This window comes from Litchfieldella xinjiangensis (genome assembly GCF_000759345.1).
GTDB classification, from domain to species: domain Bacteria; phylum Pseudomonadota; class Gammaproteobacteria; order Pseudomonadales; family Halomonadaceae; genus Litchfieldella_A; species Litchfieldella_A xinjiangensis.
Window position 1 is genome coordinate 893192 of sequence record NZ_JPZL01000002.1, and the last position, 17689, is coordinate 910880.

17 protein-coding genes are annotated in these 17689 nt (G+C 58.2%); 11 read left to right on the forward strand and 6 right to left on the reverse strand.

The genetic code is table 11. The annotated features are described in order from the left end of the window. Window positions 1-48: 48 nt before the first annotated feature. Window positions 49-801, reverse strand: coding sequence for a Crp/Fnr family transcriptional regulator (locus tag JH15_RS11455; RefSeq protein WP_197053308.1), 753 nt, complete (start codon window positions 799-801; stop codon window positions 49-51). Between the two features lie 295 nt (window positions 802-1096). After that, window positions 1097-1522: a con-10 family general stress protein gene (locus JH15_RS18715; RefSeq protein WP_052384061.1), complete on the reverse strand. Its 426-nt coding sequence runs from the start codon at window positions 1520-1522 to the stop codon at window positions 1097-1099. Between the two features lie 451 nt (window positions 1523-1973). Here JH15_RS18715 and JH15_RS11465 point away from each other — a divergent pair, with 451 nt between their 5' ends. The 3 genes from JH15_RS11465 (at window position 1974) to JH15_RS17545 (ending at window position 4045) form a co-directional block, all read left to right on the forward strand. After that, a complete protein-coding gene (locus JH15_RS11465; protein WP_043530298.1) occupies window positions 1974-2972 on the forward strand; it encodes a potassium channel family protein in 999 nt (332 codons plus the stop codon). A gap of 86 nt (window positions 2973-3058) precedes the next feature. Beyond that, window positions 3059-3496, forward strand: a complete 438-nt coding sequence (locus JH15_RS11470) for a nucleoside deaminase (protein ID WP_043530300.1) — start codon at window positions 3059-3061, stop codon at window positions 3494-3496. Between the two features lie 69 nt (window positions 3497-3565). Next, window positions 3566-4045, forward strand: a complete 480-nt coding sequence (locus tag JH15_RS17545; RefSeq protein ID WP_052384062.1) for a hypothetical protein — start codon at window positions 3566-3568, stop codon at window positions 4043-4045. 128 nt (window positions 4046-4173) lie between these two features. On the opposite strand, the gene JH15_RS11480 is transcribed toward JH15_RS17545, so the two are convergent. Next, window positions 4174-4380: a cold-shock protein gene (locus JH15_RS11480; protein ID WP_043530303.1), complete on the reverse strand. Its 207-nt coding sequence runs from the start codon at window positions 4378-4380 to the stop codon at window positions 4174-4176. A 349-nt stretch (window positions 4381-4729) separates the two neighbouring features. Between JH15_RS11480 and JH15_RS11485 the strand changes: the two genes are divergently transcribed. Next, the gene (locus JH15_RS11485) at window positions 4730-5152 is read left to right on the forward strand and encodes a TM2 domain-containing protein (protein WP_043530305.1); all 423 of its coding nucleotides are present in this window, start codon (window positions 4730-4732) and stop codon (window positions 5150-5152) included. Window positions 5153-5167: 15 nt separating this feature from the next. After that, window positions 5168-5812, forward strand: coding sequence for a LysE family translocator (locus tag JH15_RS11490; RefSeq protein WP_043530306.1), 645 nt, complete (start codon window positions 5168-5170; stop codon window positions 5810-5812). A 74-nt stretch (window positions 5813-5886) separates the two neighbouring features. Here the strand turns inward: JH15_RS11490 and JH15_RS11495 are convergent, their stop codons facing one another. Then, a complete protein-coding gene (locus JH15_RS11495) occupies window positions 5887-7839 on the reverse strand; it encodes a transglycosylase SLT domain-containing protein (RefSeq protein WP_043530307.1) in 1953 nt (650 codons plus the stop codon). Window positions 7840-7992: 153 nt separating this feature from the next. Between JH15_RS11495 and JH15_RS11500 the strand changes: the two genes are divergently transcribed. The 6 genes from JH15_RS11500 (at window position 7993) to sixA (ending at window position 15348) form a co-directional block, all read left to right on the forward strand. Further along, the gene (locus JH15_RS11500) at window positions 7993-8316 is read left to right on the forward strand and encodes a YkvA family protein (protein ID WP_043530308.1); all 324 of its coding nucleotides are present in this window, start codon (window positions 7993-7995) and stop codon (window positions 8314-8316) included. A gap of 105 nt (window positions 8317-8421) precedes the next feature. Beyond that, on the forward strand, window positions 8422-10305 hold the full coding sequence (gene htpG, locus JH15_RS11505) for a molecular chaperone HtpG (protein ID WP_043530310.1): 1884 nt from the start codon (window positions 8422-8424) through the stop codon (window positions 10303-10305). A gap of 346 nt (window positions 10306-10651) precedes the next feature. Continuing rightward, window positions 10652-12223, forward strand: a complete 1572-nt coding sequence (locus tag JH15_RS11510) for a Re/Si-specific NAD(P)(+) transhydrogenase subunit alpha (RefSeq protein WP_043530313.1) — start codon at window positions 10652-10654, stop codon at window positions 12221-12223. A gap of 16 nt (window positions 12224-12239) precedes the next feature. Continuing rightward, entirely contained in the window at window positions 12240-13682 is a 1443-nt protein-coding gene (locus tag JH15_RS11515; RefSeq protein WP_043530315.1) for an NAD(P)(+) transhydrogenase (Re/Si-specific) subunit beta, read from the forward strand. Between the two features lie 111 nt (window positions 13683-13793). After that, window positions 13794-14861, forward strand: coding sequence for an NAD(P)H-dependent glycerol-3-phosphate dehydrogenase (locus JH15_RS11520; protein WP_043530317.1), 1068 nt, complete (start codon window positions 13794-13796; stop codon window positions 14859-14861). Next, window positions 14854-15348, forward strand: a complete 495-nt coding sequence (gene sixA / locus JH15_RS11525) for a phosphohistidine phosphatase SixA (protein ID WP_043530319.1) — start codon at window positions 14854-14856, stop codon at window positions 15346-15348. The genes JH15_RS11520 and sixA overlap by 8 nt, the downstream gene beginning before the upstream one ends. Window positions 15349-15353: 5 nt before the next feature. Here sixA and JH15_RS11530 read toward each other — a convergent pair whose 3' ends face one another. After that, on the reverse strand, window positions 15354-16118 hold the full coding sequence (locus tag JH15_RS11530; protein WP_331280876.1) for a FadR/GntR family transcriptional regulator: 765 nt from the start codon (window positions 16116-16118) through the stop codon (window positions 15354-15356). Window positions 16119-16170: 52 nt separating this feature from the next. Then, the gene (locus JH15_RS11535; RefSeq protein WP_043530322.1) at window positions 16171-17688 is read right to left on the reverse strand and encodes a tripartite tricarboxylate transporter permease; all 1518 of its coding nucleotides are present in this window, start codon (window positions 17686-17688) and stop codon (window positions 16171-16173) included. Window position 17689: the final 1 nt, after the last annotated feature.

The window sequence follows — 17689 nt, forward strand, 5'->3', positions numbered from 1 at the left end:
TTGACTGCCTCGATCAGATCCGTTGTAAGTAAAACGAGGCGAAAAATGTCACGACAAACCGATACGGTTGCCTAGCTCACTTTCCCTTGATAGGAAATCCGATTCGAAATGGGATAACCCTACCATCTCTTTGTAGTTCAAAATCTTAATTTTTCCCTTTTCCTTTTGTATCAAACCGTGTTCCTCAAGGTAAGAAAAACAACGGCTGACATGCACTCCGGTCATGCCTAGTAGTGCGCCGATCAGGGATTGAGAGAGGGGTATGTTTAAGCAATTGGTGCGACGGTTTTCATGCCTGGCACAGCGCATGTTGAGTTCGAGTATGAGATGTATAATCCTCGTCGTCGCATCATGATGGGCATAGCTTTTCAAACGATCCGAGATGATGTTGTGCTGATAGATGAGGATTGCAAGAAGCCGATCCGCAAGCGATCGATAACGATGAACTGAGTCGATCAGCGCTGTCTTTGGGGTGGGTGCGATACGCCCATCCGTCAGCATGATGACTTCCGTACTGTTATTATCCAGAGAGAATTCTCTTAATCCGATAAGATCGCCGGGTACGAAGACGTCGTATAGCTGCCTGGACCGATCCTCTGCCGTGCGGTAGGCGCAGGCCCAGCCTTCTTCAAGCGTGAATAGATAATGAGAAGGCGATTTCTCGCTATAGACAATGCTGTCCTTTTTCAGCGTCAATGGGGGCTCTTCAATGGCAGAAAGCTCCGACCACTCCTGTAGGCTCAAGGGACCTTGCGAGGAGAGGACTTTTCCCAAGCTACTGCCTCCGGCAGTATTTTCCATGCCTTGCTGTTTCGAAGGCGTACCATTGTCAACGTTACTGAGGTCTCGACACGTATTCCTTGTGCTCATTGTGATGGCGCTCCTTTGTTACCGACTCATCCTGTCAGTAACAGCCATGCTTCCTGCCTTCAGTTGACTTCTATAGGTGAAGCTACCCCTCGATACGCATGCAAATTATGTCCTACTTACCTGTAGGCTAAGAGGCCCGACTATCCATGTCGGACCTCTTGCGTCGCTTACGGTTGAAGCGAATCCCATCGATCGAAGGTTCGCCGTCCTTGGCGGATCGGGATAATTAATGGCCCTGGTTCTGGCCACCTTTCTTGCCGGCTTCAGAGGCTTTCTTCGGATCATTGGCGAAGTTGCCGCCGCTGTTTTGGCCGCCTTTCTGACCCGCTTCAGAGGCTTTCTCCGGGTCATTGGCGAAGTTGCCACTGCTGTTCTGTCCGCCTTTCTGACCCGCTTCAGACGCCTTCTGCGGATCGTTGGCGAAGTTGCCACCGCTGTTCTGGCCGCCTTTCTGGCCTGCTTCAGACGCCTTCTGCGGATCGTTGGCGAAGTTGCCACCGCTGTTCTGGCCGCCTTTCTGGCCTGCTTCCGAAGCTTTCTGCGGATCGTTGGCGAAGTTGCCACTGCTCTCCTGGCCACCCTTCTGACCGGCTTCGGAGGCTTTTTCACGATCGTTCTGGAAATTACCCGGATTCTGATTGCGCTGTGCCATGTCTATCTCCTTACTACTGGAATAGCGTGTTAGTACTTCCATTTACCGTCTATCGGCACTGCTGGCGTCTCCGCCATCACGTTAAACGTAGGTACGATATGAGCGTGGCATCAAGCCGTTTATGTTTCCCAATGAAATCCAATGTGCAGCTTCCTTCCACTCCTGACGATTAACCTGAGTTAATATTACCTAGTGTAGTCTTTTGTCACTTATATAATGTGCTGTTTATTAAGAATAAAATCAGCACCTCCGATCTGAGAGGATCTCCCTGGATGGAAAGGTGAGTGAGGGCCTGTTACCTATGCTTTCAAAAAAATTGTTGAAGCGTTGCCTGTGGCTTGGCTCCCTCTAGTAGGGATTGAGGTCGAGCCATGGCCAGGGCGGCATGCGCTACAGTAGTAATCAACTCTCGAGCCAGCAAGGACCTGCTGGCCATGATAGGAAGGAGCCTATGCACCCGATTCTCTCCCTGTTGGGAGCCCTATTGGTGATGTTCACCTGTTACGATGCCATCCAGACGACCCTGGCGGCCTCCAAGTCCGGCCCCATGACGACCCGCCTGGTTGAAGGTATCTGGCATATTCTTCTCCGGCTACACCGGCGTAATCACTTGCCCGGAATGCTTCAGGCCTCGGGTCCCTGGGTCACGATGGGGCTGATTATTTCGTGGGTAGCCCTGATCTGGCTGGGGTGGTGGCTGGTCTTCTGCGGGGGGACTTACGCCGTAGTCAGTAGCAGCACAGGGGATTCGGCGAGTTGGGTTGAGCGGGCCTATTTCGTGGGTTATACGATCACAACGTTGGGTTACGGCGACCAAGTGCCAGGCGAAGCCCTTTGGCAGCTTCTGTCTGTCATGGCAGCGGCTAATGGCCTGCTCCTGTTCACATTGGCGGTGACCTACGTGTTGTCGATCGTTTCAGGCGTAACGCAGAAACGGCAACTGGCCGTCTCCATCCATACGATGGGCCTCAGTCCACAGGCCATGCTTGAGCGCACGCGTGGAGACGGGGACTACGCTGAGTTGGCTGAGCGGGCCGACCAACTCTCGGGAACGATCGTCAACGTGGGCCAGCAGCACCTGGCCTTCCCGATCATTCATTACTATCACGATACTGTCGTGGATCGCTCCCTGCCTCTTGCCTTGGCACGATTGCATCAAGCGTTGTCGGTAACGTACCTATGCTGCCCAGAGCTGCCCGGTTCGGTTCGGCTGAAACTGGACATGACTCTGTATGCCATGGAAAGTTACATCAATGTACTGAGCCGTTTTGTCTCTCCTAGCGAGGAGCGCCCGGAGGTTCCACCGGGCGCGCTGGCGCCTATGCCCGAGTGCGACCGGGATGAGGCAGGCTTACATGCATGCTTGAACGAGTTGGATGCGCAGCGCTACCTCAAGGCCTATGTGGAAAAGGATGGGTGGCGCTGGGCCGAGGTCTGGCACGCCCAGTGAGCATGCTTGCCCGAGGCGTGGCGACGCCATAAGCTGAAACCCAACGCAGTATTCCCGCTCGCGGCTAGGGACCTTCGGAGCATTTCATGAATGAATTTATGCAAGCGGCGTTAGAAGAGGCGCGCAAAAGTCTGGCCGAAGGCGGGGTGCCGATCGGTTCGGTGCTGGTACACCGCTCGCGTATCGTGGGCCGTGGTCACAACCAACGGCACCAGCAGGGCAGTGTGATCTTGCACGCGGAAATGGCTGCCCTCGAGGATGCCGGGCGACAGCCGGCGAGTTTCTACCGTGAAGCGGTCATCTACACGACACTGTCGCCTTGTCCAATGTGCAGTGGCGCCATTTTACTGTACGGCATCCCGCGCGTCGTCATTGGTGAAAATCGTTCCTTTCTCGGTGATGAGGCGCATCTCGAGGCGAGCGGTGTCTCCCTCGAGGTCATGGATGATTCATACTGTCGAGAAATGATGAAAGCGTTCATCAGCGAGCATCCGGAACTCTGGAACGAAGACATCGGCGAGTGACGTCCCTTGCGGCCACCTTCGGCCTCTGGTGGAATGTGTCACGATTTTAAGCTCAGCGGAGAGAGACTCATGATTCGACCCTGGATAGGGGGTATTGCGGTATTGGCCCTGACCTTGGCTTTGGTGGGGTGTGGTGAAGACGAACCGAATGAGCCAGCTACACAAAGCGAGCCCAGCACCGAGCAATCCTCTCAGGGCGAGCCCGAGGGTAATATTGCGCAGCCGGAAAGCCCCGAACCCGCTACCGGCGACGAAGTGCCTGAAGCTCAGACCGGGTCGAACTCCACTAATGAATCATCTCAAGCTGGCGGTGAGGAATCTATCGAGGCGGATCCTGACGAGACGTTAGGGGAGCCGGCGGGTGTCAGTGATGACAATGCCATGCCGGGCGAGACGACCGATTCGGAAATCGAAGCCTTCATGGAAGAGACCGAACGGCGTTTCGAGGAAGCCCAGCGTGAGATCGATCGCCAGTTCGAAGAGGTCGAGCAACAGGATCCAACGGCTGGAAACGTCGAACTTCCTGAAAGTGGCGATACCCAGCAGTAACCACGCGGATTGCAGAATTTCGTGGCACGCACGAAAAAGGTCCACCTTGGTGGACCTTTTTTTTACCACTTGCTTAAGGCTCGCGCGTTAGGCAACTGGCCAATCGTAGTCGAACGGATCGTAATCGATCAGTTGGCGACCTTGATGTTGGCGGCCTGAAGGCCTTTCTTGCCCTGAGTCACTTCGAACGTGACTTTCTGTCCGTCCTGCAGGGTCTTGAAACCGTCTGCCTGGATCTCGGAGAAGTGGGCGAACAGGTCGTCACCGCCGTCGTCCGGAGAGATGAAGCCGTAGCCCTTGGTATCGTTGAACCACTTGACAGTGCCAGTTGCCATTGTCGATTTCCTTTACTATCCAATGATGATGCTGGGCCGGCAAAGGTTCGGCCTATGCCCTGTGCCCGTAATGCGTGGGTCAGGCAAAGAAGAAGGCGCACTGGGAGTCTCGAAAAATCGATCAACAACTGACGACATTCTACTTGCAAACCAACGCAGCGGATGATGCATCAGGGCCCAGGTTGCGTCAATATGGTGACGTTTTGGCCCGAGCCGATGCCCGCCAAATCACTTTAGATCGAAACCTCGGGTACGTCCAGACGCCCTTGGCAGCATGACGCTAGCGGCCATAGAGTGAGTTTAGAACGGTTCTGGTCATCCTAAGTATATGTTTTTATTGGGAGGTGGCATGTCAACTTTGAATACGGTGGCGGGGGATACCCATAGCAAGGTAATGGGTTACCTGTTATGGATTTTCGGTTTCCTGGGGGCGCATCGCTTCTACTACGGCAAGCCCGTGACGGGTACGATCTGGTTCTTCACCCTGGGACTATTGGGAATAGGCTGGCTGATCGATCTGTTCCTGATTCCTTCGATGGATAGACAAGCGAGCCTGCGTTTCCGGCCAGGGCCGGTCAACTATTCGTTGGCCTGGATCCTGCTGACGTTTCTCGGCATTTTCGGATTGCATCGTTTCTACATGGGAAAATGGCTAACCGGGTTGCTGTATCTGCTGACAGGTGGTCTGTTCCTGCTGGGTGTCCTTTACGATTTCTGGACACTGAACGAGCAGATTTCAGTCAAGCACGCTCGGCGCGGGCTCTTTTCCTGATAGGGAAGCCAACCCATGTTTCTGGACGCTTCGTTCTGGTCGTTTCTGGTTGCTATCACCCTGCTGACAATGACACCCGGTGTCGACACGCTGCTCGTGATACGCAATACCACGCGGGGTGGCTTGCGTGACGGTACGCTGACCAGCCTGGCGATATGTTGTGGCTTGTTCGTCCATGCCGCGGTATCCGCGTTGGGCATATCGATCGTACTTCTGCAGTCGGCGTGGGCGTTCGGGCTGCTCAAGCTGGTGGGGGCCGCTTATCTCGTTTGGCTGGGGCTCCAGAGTCTTGCCAGCGCGCGCCGGGGCCAGCCGCTGCCGATCGCGGGTGTGTCATGCAGCAAGAAGCAAGTCCCGATTTGGGTGCCCCTGCGAGAGGGCTTCCTGTCGAATGTGCTCAATCCCAAGACTGTCGTGTTCTATATGGCGTTTCTTCCTCAGTTCATCGCGCCGGACGACCCTGCGCTGGCCAAGTCGTTGTGGCTAGCGGGGGTGCACTTCGTGATTGCCAACGTGTGGCAGATCGGCATTGCCATCATGGTGGGGAGCGCGGGTCGGTGGCTCTCGAAACGTTGGGTATCCAGAAGCCTCGAGGGGGCGACCGGTGGAGTCATGATCCTGTTCGGAATCAAGTTGGCCCTGACCCAGCGTCCGGCCTGACTTTTTATTTGTACTCTGGGTTGGTTGACAGGACGGCCGGGATCAGCCCAGTGCCGTCCTGTATTGATCATGAATCAGTTTCGCGCCAGTAGCGATGCGTCGTAGCGGCTGTGCCTCTCCGTGGCGCTCAGCATGGTGACACCTTGGGTGTCGCCGCCATTGGCGAGGCTCTCGAAAATAACGCGATAGCTAAGCACGGCCTGGACGTAGTCGCGGGTTTCCCGGAAGGGAATGCTCTCGACGAACAGGTCGAACTCGCCATTGGCTTCACGCAACCAGCGATCGACCCGGCCTGGTCCCGCGTTATAAGCCGCCGTCGCAGCGATGCGGTTCCCCCGGTAGCGATCGATCATGTCACTGATATAAGCGCTGCCCAGGCGAATGTTGACTTCAGGCTCCAACACACCATGAGGCCCCGGGTCGGCGATGCCCAACTGACGGCTGACAAGAGTGGCGGTGCCTGGCATCAATTGCATCAGGCCACGCGCACCTGCCGGTGACAGGGCTTGAGGGTTATAGGCACTTTCGCGCCGTGCGATGCCCATCAGCAGGTAGGGATCGACATCGTTGGCGGCGCCCCATTTTAGAAAGTCGTCGCGGTATGCTTCGGGAAAACGCCAATCCAACGCATCCCACATTTTGGCGGCGATGGTGGTCTGTACCAGCTTGGGATACCAACCCTGGCGGCGGGCATAGTCTGCCAAGGCGTGGGCTTGGTCAGCGCTGGCGCGGGCAGCGGCGGTGTACCATTCACTGTTGGCCAGGCCCTGCTCGCCAATACGCATCAAGGCCTCGGTGCGCTGGACCACGGGCCACTGGTCGACTTCCTGCCGGTAGGCATCGTTGAAGGTGGCACGATCGAGGTTGAGATTATAGGGTTGGCCGAGTCTGTCCGCCGCGGCGAACCCAAAGAAACTTCGCTCCCCCGCTGCGGCAGTGAAGGCTTTTTCAGCGGTCTTTGGATCACCAAGCTGCTCCAGGGCCCGCCCCAGCCAGTACTGCCAACGCGCCTGCTGACGTGGTTCATCCGGCATGGCATGAACCCAATCGATGACGCCGCGCCAATCGCGCTCGGCCAACGCCCGGCGGACACGCAGTTCGAGAAGGTCCGGCTCGGCCAGGCGGGCAAGGGCGTCATCGACCCAGCCTTGATTGTTGCTCACCTCACGCACCATCGAATAGAACGCCAGGTCACGCTCGATGGCATGCCGGTAACTCGCCTCGATATCTACATGCGGGGCGATCTTGCGCCAAGCTTCGAGTGCGGCCTCGGTATCGGCGCGTGTGAATCCATGCATGGCTGCAGCGAACATCGGGCCGCTGCCCTGGCCGCCGGGCCCCACCCTCGCAGGAACGCGGGTAACCGCCGAAAAGTTACGCTGCAACTCGGCAACCGCTTGGGTAGCCGTCTGCCACTCGCTGTTCAACTGACGCTCCAGGTAGTTCATCAGACCCGTCTCGCCGTTCTCCCAGGCAAGCATCATGCGTTCCCAGATATCGGTGTCGTCGATATCGCCGCGGGCCCGCAGCGTGTCGAACAACGTATCGCAGGCCGAGGGCTGTGAAGCCCCGACATGCCATAAATCACGACCCCCTTCGGTGGCAACGTCGGGTTGCCTATCGAGCAGGGCGGTGTAGTAGTAGCAGCGCCGCTCCGTGCCGGTAGGCTCGCCGTCGCTGACTTCGAGAAGGCTGACGTGACGGCCGGCCTGGCCATAGCTCGATATGGCCGCGCCACGCATCCACTCGGCCAGTGGCGAATCGTCATACCGATGAATGAAATCGAGGATTTCATTGGGATCGGCCACCGGCAGCCGGCTCTTCACGCGATGGTATTCGACATAACCCGCCAGGGGATGGCCCTCGATGGCCGCGTAATCGATCTGGTTCCATTGATGGCTACGTGCGGCATTGAGCGCATCGCGCATGGCATCGTCGTTGTCCTGGGCGAACGTGACAATGGGCAGCGTCGATGTCAGAGAAATGAGAAGCACGCCAAGGCGTCTTGCAAAGGGGCGTCGGCGCATGACGACATGCCTCCAGCAGGGGAAACGGAGTTAAGCTCCCATCCTCGCCGAAGACGAGGCATTTGAGTAGTGTCGCCATCCCCCGACAATGGATGTTCCCATGTGAGGACAGGCTACACTGTAGGCCTCAGCGCAATTCAAGGAGTGATGGTTATGGTGAAATGGCTGAGTGGAACCCTGTTCGGGCGCTTGGGCCGGCGCGGTTGGGCCATCCAGCGAATCGGGCGCGCGTTGCGCCTGTTCTTGCCCATGACGTCGGATGCCATCAGGGGGCGCTATCGGCCCGTTCCCTGGGCGGCTTTTGGATGGATGGGCCTGGCATTAGCCTATCTGATTTCACCCCTGGATTTGATTCCCGATTTCCTGTTCATTATCGGCCTCGTCGATGACGTCGTGATCGTTGGCTGGTTGCTGACACGCGTGGATCGCCATCTGGCGGCGTATCGTGTCTGGAAGGACTTGTCACCCGAGGCATGAGGCACGCTTGAAAAGCCAATGCCGAGCCCCATATCCCGTTCACGTAACAGGGCGTCTGCAACACGGACGTTCAACCACCGATGTGATCGATGAGGGCTTAGTTCCATGACCACCGCCACCCATGAAGAGACGCTGGGTTTTCAGACCGAGGTCAAGCAGCTGCTTCACCTGATGATCCACTCCCTGTATTCGAACCGGGAGATCTTCCTGCGTGAGCTGATTTCGAATGCCGCGGATGCCTGCGACAAGCTACGTTACCAGGCGCTGGACAACGATGCCCTCTATGAGGGTGACAGCGAGCTGCGCATCGAGATCGAGCACGACCCCAAGGCCAATACCGTGACCATTCGCGACAATGGCATTGGGATGAGCCGCGACGAGGTGATCAGCAACCTGGGTACGATCGCACGCAGTGGCACTGCAGAGTTCCTCAAGCAGCTTTCGGGCGAACAGCAGAAGGATGCCCGCTTGATCGGGCAGTTCGGGGTGGGGTTCTATTCTGGATTCATCGTTGCCGATGAGGTCACGGTGCGCACCCGTCGTGCCGATCTTCCCCATGACGCGGGGGTCGAATGGCGTTCCAAGGGCGAAGGCGAATTCACCATCGCCGATATCGAGCGTGCTGCCCGTGGTACCGAGATTGTTCTGCACCTCAAGAAGGATGCCAAGGAATTCGCCGACGATTACCGTCTCAAGGGCCTGGTGCGCAAGTACTCGGACCACATCGAGGTTCCGGTACGCATGCCTACCGTGGACAAGGACGATGACGGCAACGAAACCCACGGCTGGGAAACGGTCAACGAGGCCACGGCGCTCTGGGCTCGCCCGAAGTCCGAGATCAGCGATGAGGAATACAAGGCATTCTACAAGCACGTCGCCCACGACTTCAGCGATCCGTTGGCCTGGAGCCACAACAAGGTCGAGGGCAAGCTCGAGTACACCAGCCTGTTATACGTACCGGGCCGTGCACCGTTCGATCTTTATGAGCGCGATGGCGCACGCGGCCTCAAGCTTTATGTGCAGCGCGTCTTCATCATGGACGATGCCGAACAGTTCCTGCCGCTCTACCTACGTTTCATCAAGGGCGTGATAGACACCAAGGATCTTTCGCTCAACGTGTCCCGGGAGCTGCTTCAGCAGGACCCTCAAGTCGAAAAGCTCAAGTCCGCATTGACCAAGCGGGCCTTGGACATGCTCAAGAAGCTGGCCAAGGATCAGGAAGCCTACCAGACCTTCTGGAATACCTTCGGCGCCGTGCTCAAGGAAGGCCCGGGCGAGGATCACGCCAACCGCGACAAGATTGCCGGTCTGCTGCGCTTCTCGACCACACATACCGATAGTTCCACACAGGATCAGTCCCTGGCCGACTATGTATCGCGTATGAAGGAAGGCCAGGAGAAGATCTACTACATCGTGGCCGACGGCTTCAACGCGGCCAAGCATAGCCCGCACCTGGAAATCTTCCGCAAGAAGGGCATCGAGGTGCTGCTGCTCTCCGATCGTATCGATGAATGGCTGATGAGCCATCTCACTGAATTCGACGGCAAGACCTTCGTTGACGTCGCCAAGGGCGAGCTCGATCTTGGCGACATCGAGAACGAGGAAGAGAAAAAAGCCCAGGAAGAGACGGCAAAAGCCAAGGAGTCCCTGGTCAAGCGAGTCAAGGAAGCGCTGGGCGACCATGTGCAGGATGTGAAGGTCACCCACCGCCTTACCGATTCGCCGGCGTGCGTGGTCTTGCCAGAACATGAAATGGGCTTCCAGATGCGTCGCATCATGGAAGCCGCGGGGCAGCCCCTTCCCGAGGTCAAACCCATACTCGAGCTCAACCCTGACCATGCCTTGGTAAGCAGGTTGGAGACGGCGGAAGGCGAGGGGTTCACTGATCTCTCTCGTGTGCTGCTCGATCAGGCCATCATTGCAGAAGGCGGCCATCTCGAGGATCCCGCCGACTACGTCAAACGATTGAACGCGTTACTGACCGCATAAGCCGGCCGTAACTCGAGCAAGACCCACCTCGCCGACCCTTAGGGTCGGCGAGGTTTTTTTATGCCGGTCATCAGGTTCGCGCTTCGATAACGTTTTGCTTATAGGGTCTATAATCGTCAGTTGAGATTTAGGTGGTGTTAAAAAGTCAAATAAATCAATTGGTTAGATTTATCCTGCTTCATAAGCTCAATATTATAATAAATATAGGCTATTGTTTATAAAGCGCTTTTTATAGCGAAACGCTTGAGTTTTCTGGCGTTTTATTCAAACACTAACGTCCTTTGTGTCAGTCATCTGACCTCACGTTTAACCACCACGTCGTGACGCATCTAGAGGAGAGCCTATCGTGAAGATCGGGGCACCCCAGGAAACGGGAAGGGGAGAGGCGCGCGTTGCATTGACCCCAGAGAGCGCGCAACAAATCCAGAAGCTAGGACACGAATGCTTGATTCAAAGCGGTGCCGGAGTGGCGGCTGGGTTCAACGACGAGGCCTATCGCAAGGCTGGCGTGACGATCGTCGATAGCGCACAGTCACTCTGGGACGAAGCGGATTTCGTCATCAAGGTACGTGAGCCCAATGAGCAGGAAGCCGACTGGCTTCGTGAGGGGCAGACCTTGATCTCCTTCTTCTGGCCGGCCCAGAACGAGGCATTGCTGGAGCGCTGTCGTGCCAAGGGTGCGACGGTGATCGCCATGGATATGGTGCCTCGTATCTCGCGTGCTCAGAAAATGGATGCCCTCTCCAGTACCGCGAATATTGCCGGCTATCGCGCCGTCATCGAGGCGGGCAATCAATTTGGCCGTTTCTTCACCGGGCAGGTCACAGCAGCGGGCAAGGTACCGCCCGCCAAGGTTCTGGTGATTGGCGCAGGCGTTGCCGGGCTGGCAGCGATTGGCACCGCTACCAGCCTGGGAGCCGTCGTGCGTGCTTTCGATGTACGTCCGGAAGTGGCCGAGCAGATCGAGTCGATGGGGGCTGAGTTCCTGTTCCTCGATTTTGACGAGAGCCAGGATGGTTCGGAAAGCGGTGGTTATGCAGCACCGTCAAGCCCTGAGTTCCGCGAGAAACAGCTGGCGTTGTTCCGCGACCAGGCCCCAGATATCGATATCGTCATCACCACGGCACTGATTCCGGGCAAGCCGGCACCCAAGCTTTGGCTCGAGGATATGGTCCAGGCCATGAAGCCTGGCTCGGTGATCGTGGACCTGGCAGCCGAGAAAGGCGGTAACTGCGATCTCACGGTAGCCGATGAGCGCATCGTGACCGATAACGGTGTGGTCGTCGTCGGGTATACCGACTTCCCGTCTCGCATGGCAACGCAGGCATCCTTGCTTTATTCGACGAACATACGCCACATGCTCACCGACCTGACGCCCGAGAAGGATGGCGCGGTGGTGCATGACATGGACGATGACGTCATCCGGGGCGCCACGGTAACGCACGCCGGCGAAATTACCTTTCCTCCGCCGCCGCCGAAGGTCAAGGCCATCGGTGCGGCCAAGCCCAAGCCGAAAGAAAAAGAGCCCACGCCGGAAGAGAAGAAAGCGGCAGAACACGCGGCGTTCGTCAGCCAGACCAAGCGCCAGGCCGTTTTGCTGGGTGCCGGTGGGCTCTTGATGCTACTGCTCGGCCAGGTGGCGCCGGCATCGTTCATGCAGCACTTCATCGTTTTCGTACTGGCCTGTTTCGTGGGCTTCCAAGTGATATGGGGCGTTAGCCATTCCCTGCATACACCACTGATGGCGGTGACTAATGCCATCTCGGGAATCATCGTGCTCGGGGCCATACTGCAGATTGGTTCGGGCAGTTTCCTGGTGGGGTTGCTGGCGGCGGTTTCGGTGCTTATTGCCACTATCAATATCGTGGGCGGCTTCCAGGTGACACGCCGGATGCTGGCCATGTTCCAGAAGTCTTGAGCGGCGGAGACACGATATGTTGAGTCAAGGATTCGTATCTGCCGCATCGATTGCGGCAAGTGTACTGTTCATCCTCTCGTTGGGTGGGTTGAGCAATCAGGAGAAAGCCAAGCGGGCGGTGTGGTACGGCATCGTCGGGATGGCCGTCGCGGTCGTGTTCACCGCACTCGGCCCGGGAATCGGTGGCTACGCCTGGATGATACCGATGATGGCGATCGGTGCCGGCATCGGTATCTATTTGGCCAAGAAGGTCGCCATGACGGAAATGCCGCAGCTGGTCGCCGCGCTGCATTCTTTCGTGGGCCTTGCCGCCGTGTTCGTGGGCTTCAATGCCGACCTCGAGCGTCGACGCGTCATGGCAACCCAACTCGCCGGGCGCGGTAGCGAGCACTTTTCCGCCTTTGCGGCCTTGGTGGCGGAGAAGACGCCGGCAGAGCTGACGTTCCTGCAGGTCGAGGTGGTGCTGGGAGTGTTCATCGGCGCGGTGACCTTCACCGGCTCGGTGATTGCCTTCGGCAAGCTTGCGGGGAAGGTCGATGGCAAGTCACGACAATTGCCAGGTGGCCATGCACTCAATGCGGGCGCCGCCGTGCTGTGCCTATTGCTGGCCATACTCTATCTCAATGGCGCCGGATTCTGGACGTTGCTGCTCCTGGCTCTGCTGGCCTTCTTCATCGGCTATCACCTGATCATGGGGATCGGCGGTGCGGACATGCCGGTAGTGGTGTCGATGCTCAACAGTTACTCCGGCTGGGCTGCGGCGGCGATCGGCTTTACGCTCTCCAACGATCTGTTGATAGCGACCGGCGCCCTGGTCGGTTCCTCCGGTGCGATTCTTTCCTACATCATGTGCAAGGCGATGAACCGCAATTTCATCAACGTCATCCTCGGTGGTTTCGGGGGCAGCCAGGGGCCGGCCTCCGAGATCGAGGGTGAGCAGGTGGCCATCGATGCTGCGGGCGTGGCCAACGCACTCAACGATGCCGACAGCGTAATCATCGTGCCGGGTTACGGCATGGCCGTGGCCCAGGCCCAGAATGCCGTCAGTGACCTGACACGTAAATTGCGCGCGGCAGGCAAGACGGTACGTTTTGGCATCCATCCCGTGGCGGGGCGCCTGCCTGGCCATATGAACGTGCTGCTGGCCGAAGCCAAGGTGCCTTACGACATCGTGCTGGAGATGGACGAAATCAACGATGACTTCGCCAATACCGATGTGGTGATCGTCATCGGCTCCAACGACATCGTCAATCCCGCGGCGGAAGAAGACCCCAACAGCCCGATCGCGGGCATGCCGGTGCTCAAGGTCTGGGAAGCCAAGCAGGTCGTGGTCTGCAAGCGGGGTCAGGGTACAGGCTACTCAGGCATAGAGAACCCGCTTTTCTATAAGGAAAACACCCGTATGCTCTACGGCGATGCCCGTGCGAGCATGGAAGCCCTGCTTCCTTCACTGGACTGACCGGGACTCGACCGGGCCATCTTGCCCGTCCGGTGAAACGACGCGACAACGCCCCGATGAGGGGCGTTTTTCGTTACACTATCCTTATCATTTTGCAGCTAGGAACCGAGCATGATGGAAGATCGCCTGCGAGTCGCAGTGCTGGGCGGCGGCAGCTTCGGTACGGCTCTGGCCAGCATTGCCGCCGACAATGGTGCCGAGGTGCGGCAATGGATGCGGGATCCGGCCCTTGTCGAGACAATCAATCGCGATCACCGGAATACGCGCTACCTCCCCGATTACGCCATGAATCCGGCCGTGGTCGCCTACGACAGCATGCCGGACGCCCTCGAAGGTGCTGAATTGGTCTTTGTGGCCATTCCTTCCAACGCGTTCCAGAACGTGGTCCGTAGCGCCCGGCCCTGGCTTCGGTCCGATCAGATCCTTGTGAGTACCACCAAAGGCATTCACGAGGAGGGGTTCAAGCTGATGAGCCAGATCCTCAAGGAGGAAACGGGCTTTACGCATATCGGTGTGATTTCAGGGCCCAACCTGGCCGGTGAAATCGCCGAGAAACAGCTGACCGCCACGGTCATCGCCAGTGATGATCCGCTGACTCGCGCCCGTGTCCAGACGGCCCTTGGCTGCGATTACTTCCGTGTATACGCCAGCAATGATCGCTATGGCGTGGAGCTCGGTGGCTCATTGAAGAACATTTATGCCATAGCTGCCGGGATGGCGGCAGCCTTGGGTATGGGCGAGAACACTCGTAGCATGCTGATGACTCGTGCGCTAGCCGAAATGAGCCGCTTCGCCGTCGAGCTCGGCGCCAACCCCATGACGTTTTTGGGGCTTGCCGGCGTCGGCGACTTGATCGTGACCTGCTCGTCGCGGTTATCGCGCAACTATCGTGTGGGCTATGCCCTGGGCGAAGGCAAGACACTCGATGAAGCCGTCGATGCGTTGGGCCAGGTGGCGGAGGGCGTCAATACCGTGCGACTCGTGCGTGACAAGGCCCAGCGCGAGGACATCTACATGCCGCTGGCCGAGGGCTTGTACCATGTCTTGTTCAACCAGGTCCCCGCCAGGCAGATGGCCAAGACCCTGATGCAGGGCGAGCAGAGCAGTGACGTGGAGTTCATTCTTTCGCGTGAGGATGTGAAGCTGGCCCGACGCCTCGAGGAGCGTAACGATGACTGAGCCATCGCCCATCGGTAATGTCTGGATCATGCGTCATGGCGAAGCGGCGCCTGGCTACCCAGATCATGCACGCCGGCTCACCGCCCGGGGGGAACGCGACGTGGCACGCATGGCGGAGTGGATGGCAGCCCAGCCATCCGCTGGAGAACGCTTGAGACTGGGTGCCAGTCCCTTTACCCGCGCCCAGCAGACTGCAGCCATCGTCGCCGAGCGCTTGGGCCTTGAGGTCGAAACGTTGGAGAAAATCACGCCCGACGATAGCGTGGAGTCGGTCATCGACTGGCTGCAGGACAAGGCGCAGGCAACCTCCTGGCTGCTGGTCAGCCATATGCCTTTGGTCGGCGACCTGACGGCACGCCTGGTCGAAGGCGATCGTCGCGCCAGCCTGGGTTTTGCTCCGGCAGCCATTGCCTCGCTCGAGGCTGAGGTATGGGCCGCGGGCTGTGCCCGGTTGAAGGGCTTCACAACCCCGGGGGATGTGGGCTGATCTCTTCACGAAAGCAGCTTGTGGTAACGGGACAGACTCTGGGTCAAGTGGGAACGCATGGCGTGACGGGCATTGTCGGGGTCACGTGAGACAATCGCTTCGAATATCAAGCGATGCTCCTCGAGTAGCTTTTCCAGATACTCCTGCTGTGCCTCGGGGGATTCGGCAGTGCGTGTCACGCGGGCGCGCGGTATGGTCTTGTTGCCTAGGAATTTTAGAAACTCGACATAATGCGGGTTGTTGGTGGCTTCGGCGATGGCCAGGTGAAACTGGTAATCCGCCTCTGCGCCGAGATGGCCCTCGGCCACCTCGGCGCCCATACGTTTGAGGGCTTCGTAGAGCCGGGCCTGATGAGCGAACGTCATGCGCTGGCAGGCCAGGGCGGCCGATTCGATCTCGACAGCCATGCGAAGCTCGAGCACTTCAATGATATCGGACAGTTGTTCATAGCTTCCCGAAAAGGGCGCCTCAGGCATCGGCTCCTTGATTGCTGTCCGCTGTACGAAAACACCGGCGCCTTGCCGAGAAGCCAGTATTCCTTCCACCTTGAGGGCCGAAACCGCTTCCCTGATGACGGTCCGACTCACGCCGTACGCTTCTATGAGCTTAGCCTCGCTGGGCAGTCGTTCGCCAGGGCTCAGCTCGCCGCGCTGAATCTGATCCCGCAGCTCAGTGGCGATCTGTTCAGTCAGTCGGGGTTTCGCCGCCCTGGTTTTTGGTGTTGGTTGCATGCGCTTCCCTCTGGTATCGGCTGCCCCGTGGCCAGGCATCGTTGGCAGCGACCGTGGGCCATGAGTCGCGGCAACGGACCACGGTCATGCTTCAGCTAGGCAGCGGGGTCGCTTTGGGCTTGCGGATCACCATGAAGTAGAAGAACACGGCGGTCAGCCCAAGGAAAAACACGCTGTCCGGACTCGTCAGGAAAATCATGGGATTGCCATCGCTGATGGACAGCGCGCGACGACAGTATTCTTCCAGGCTTGGGCCAAGCACGAAGCCAAGCAATAGGCATACCGTGGGGTAATCCTGGCGTCGCATGAAGTAGGCAACAATGCCGAAGATCAGCGCCAGGGCCATTTGAAAGAGTGAATAGGTCGCTACATAACTCCCTACCAACGCAATCATGGCAATGCTCGAATAGAGCACATCACGGCGGATCGAAACGATCTTCAAAAAGTAGGGGCCCAGTAGATAAAGGGTCAGGGGAACCATGACCAACGCACTGACCATGAGTGCAGCGAACATCGGCGCGACCAGATGGAGTTGGGAATCCATGAATTGTGGACCCGGCTGCAGTCCATTGATGACCAGCACGCCCAGTACGATCGCTGTCGTTGGATCGCCGGGGATGCCGAAGGTGAGCATGGGTACGAACGCACCGCTACACATCGCGTTATTGGACCCCTCTGCCGCTGCGATGCCCTCAGGTGTGCCCTTGCCAAATCGCTCGGGATGCTTTGAGGTGCGCATGGCTTCGGCATAGGAGACGAACGCGGCCATGGAGCCTCCCGCCCCCGGCAGGGTGCCCACGAGATAGCCGATCACCGCTGATTTGAGATAACGATAGAGGCCGATCTCTCGGACTTCGGACCAGGGCGGAATGAAGTCACGTCGGCGAATCGGAGGTGCCTCGACCTGCTGCAGATCGACTGTATGAGCGCTGCGATTCCGGGCTTGTACCAGAAGCTCGCTCACGGCAAATGCACCGATGATCAACGGCATCATGTCGATGCCCTGGACCAGCACGCCGGTGCCAAATGTGAAGCGAGCCAGGGGTTGCATCACATCGATGCCGACGGTGGCGACCATCAAGCCCAGCATGGTGGCGATCAGCCCTTTTGATATGGACTTGCGTTGGGAAATGATGATGACCACCAGGGCGAAGGCAATCAGTGCAAATTTTCCGGGGGTGCGGATCAGCAGGGCGGCATCCGCCGCTAGCGGCGCGACCAGTATGAGCAATAACGCGCCAATGGACCCCCCGATCATGGAGGCCAGGGCGGCGTGACCCAGCGCCTTTGCCCCTTCGCCTCGCTGCTGCATCGGATAGCCTTCCAGAGCAGTCATCATCGATGCCGGGGCGCCGGGGATATTGATGGTCGTTGCGGTGATGCTGCCGCTGCACATGCCGGCCATGAAAATGCTGGCGCATGCCACGAGCGCCGCAGTGACATCGAGGCTATAGGTGAGCGGCAGCAGCAAGGCGATGGCCAGCACGGAGGTCAGGCCGGGCACCGCGCCGAAGAAGGTGCCGATAAGAAAGCCGCCCACCATATAGAGAAGAATGTCGGGCTGTGCCAAGGCGGCGAACCCGGCGAGAATACCTGTGAAGAATTCCATG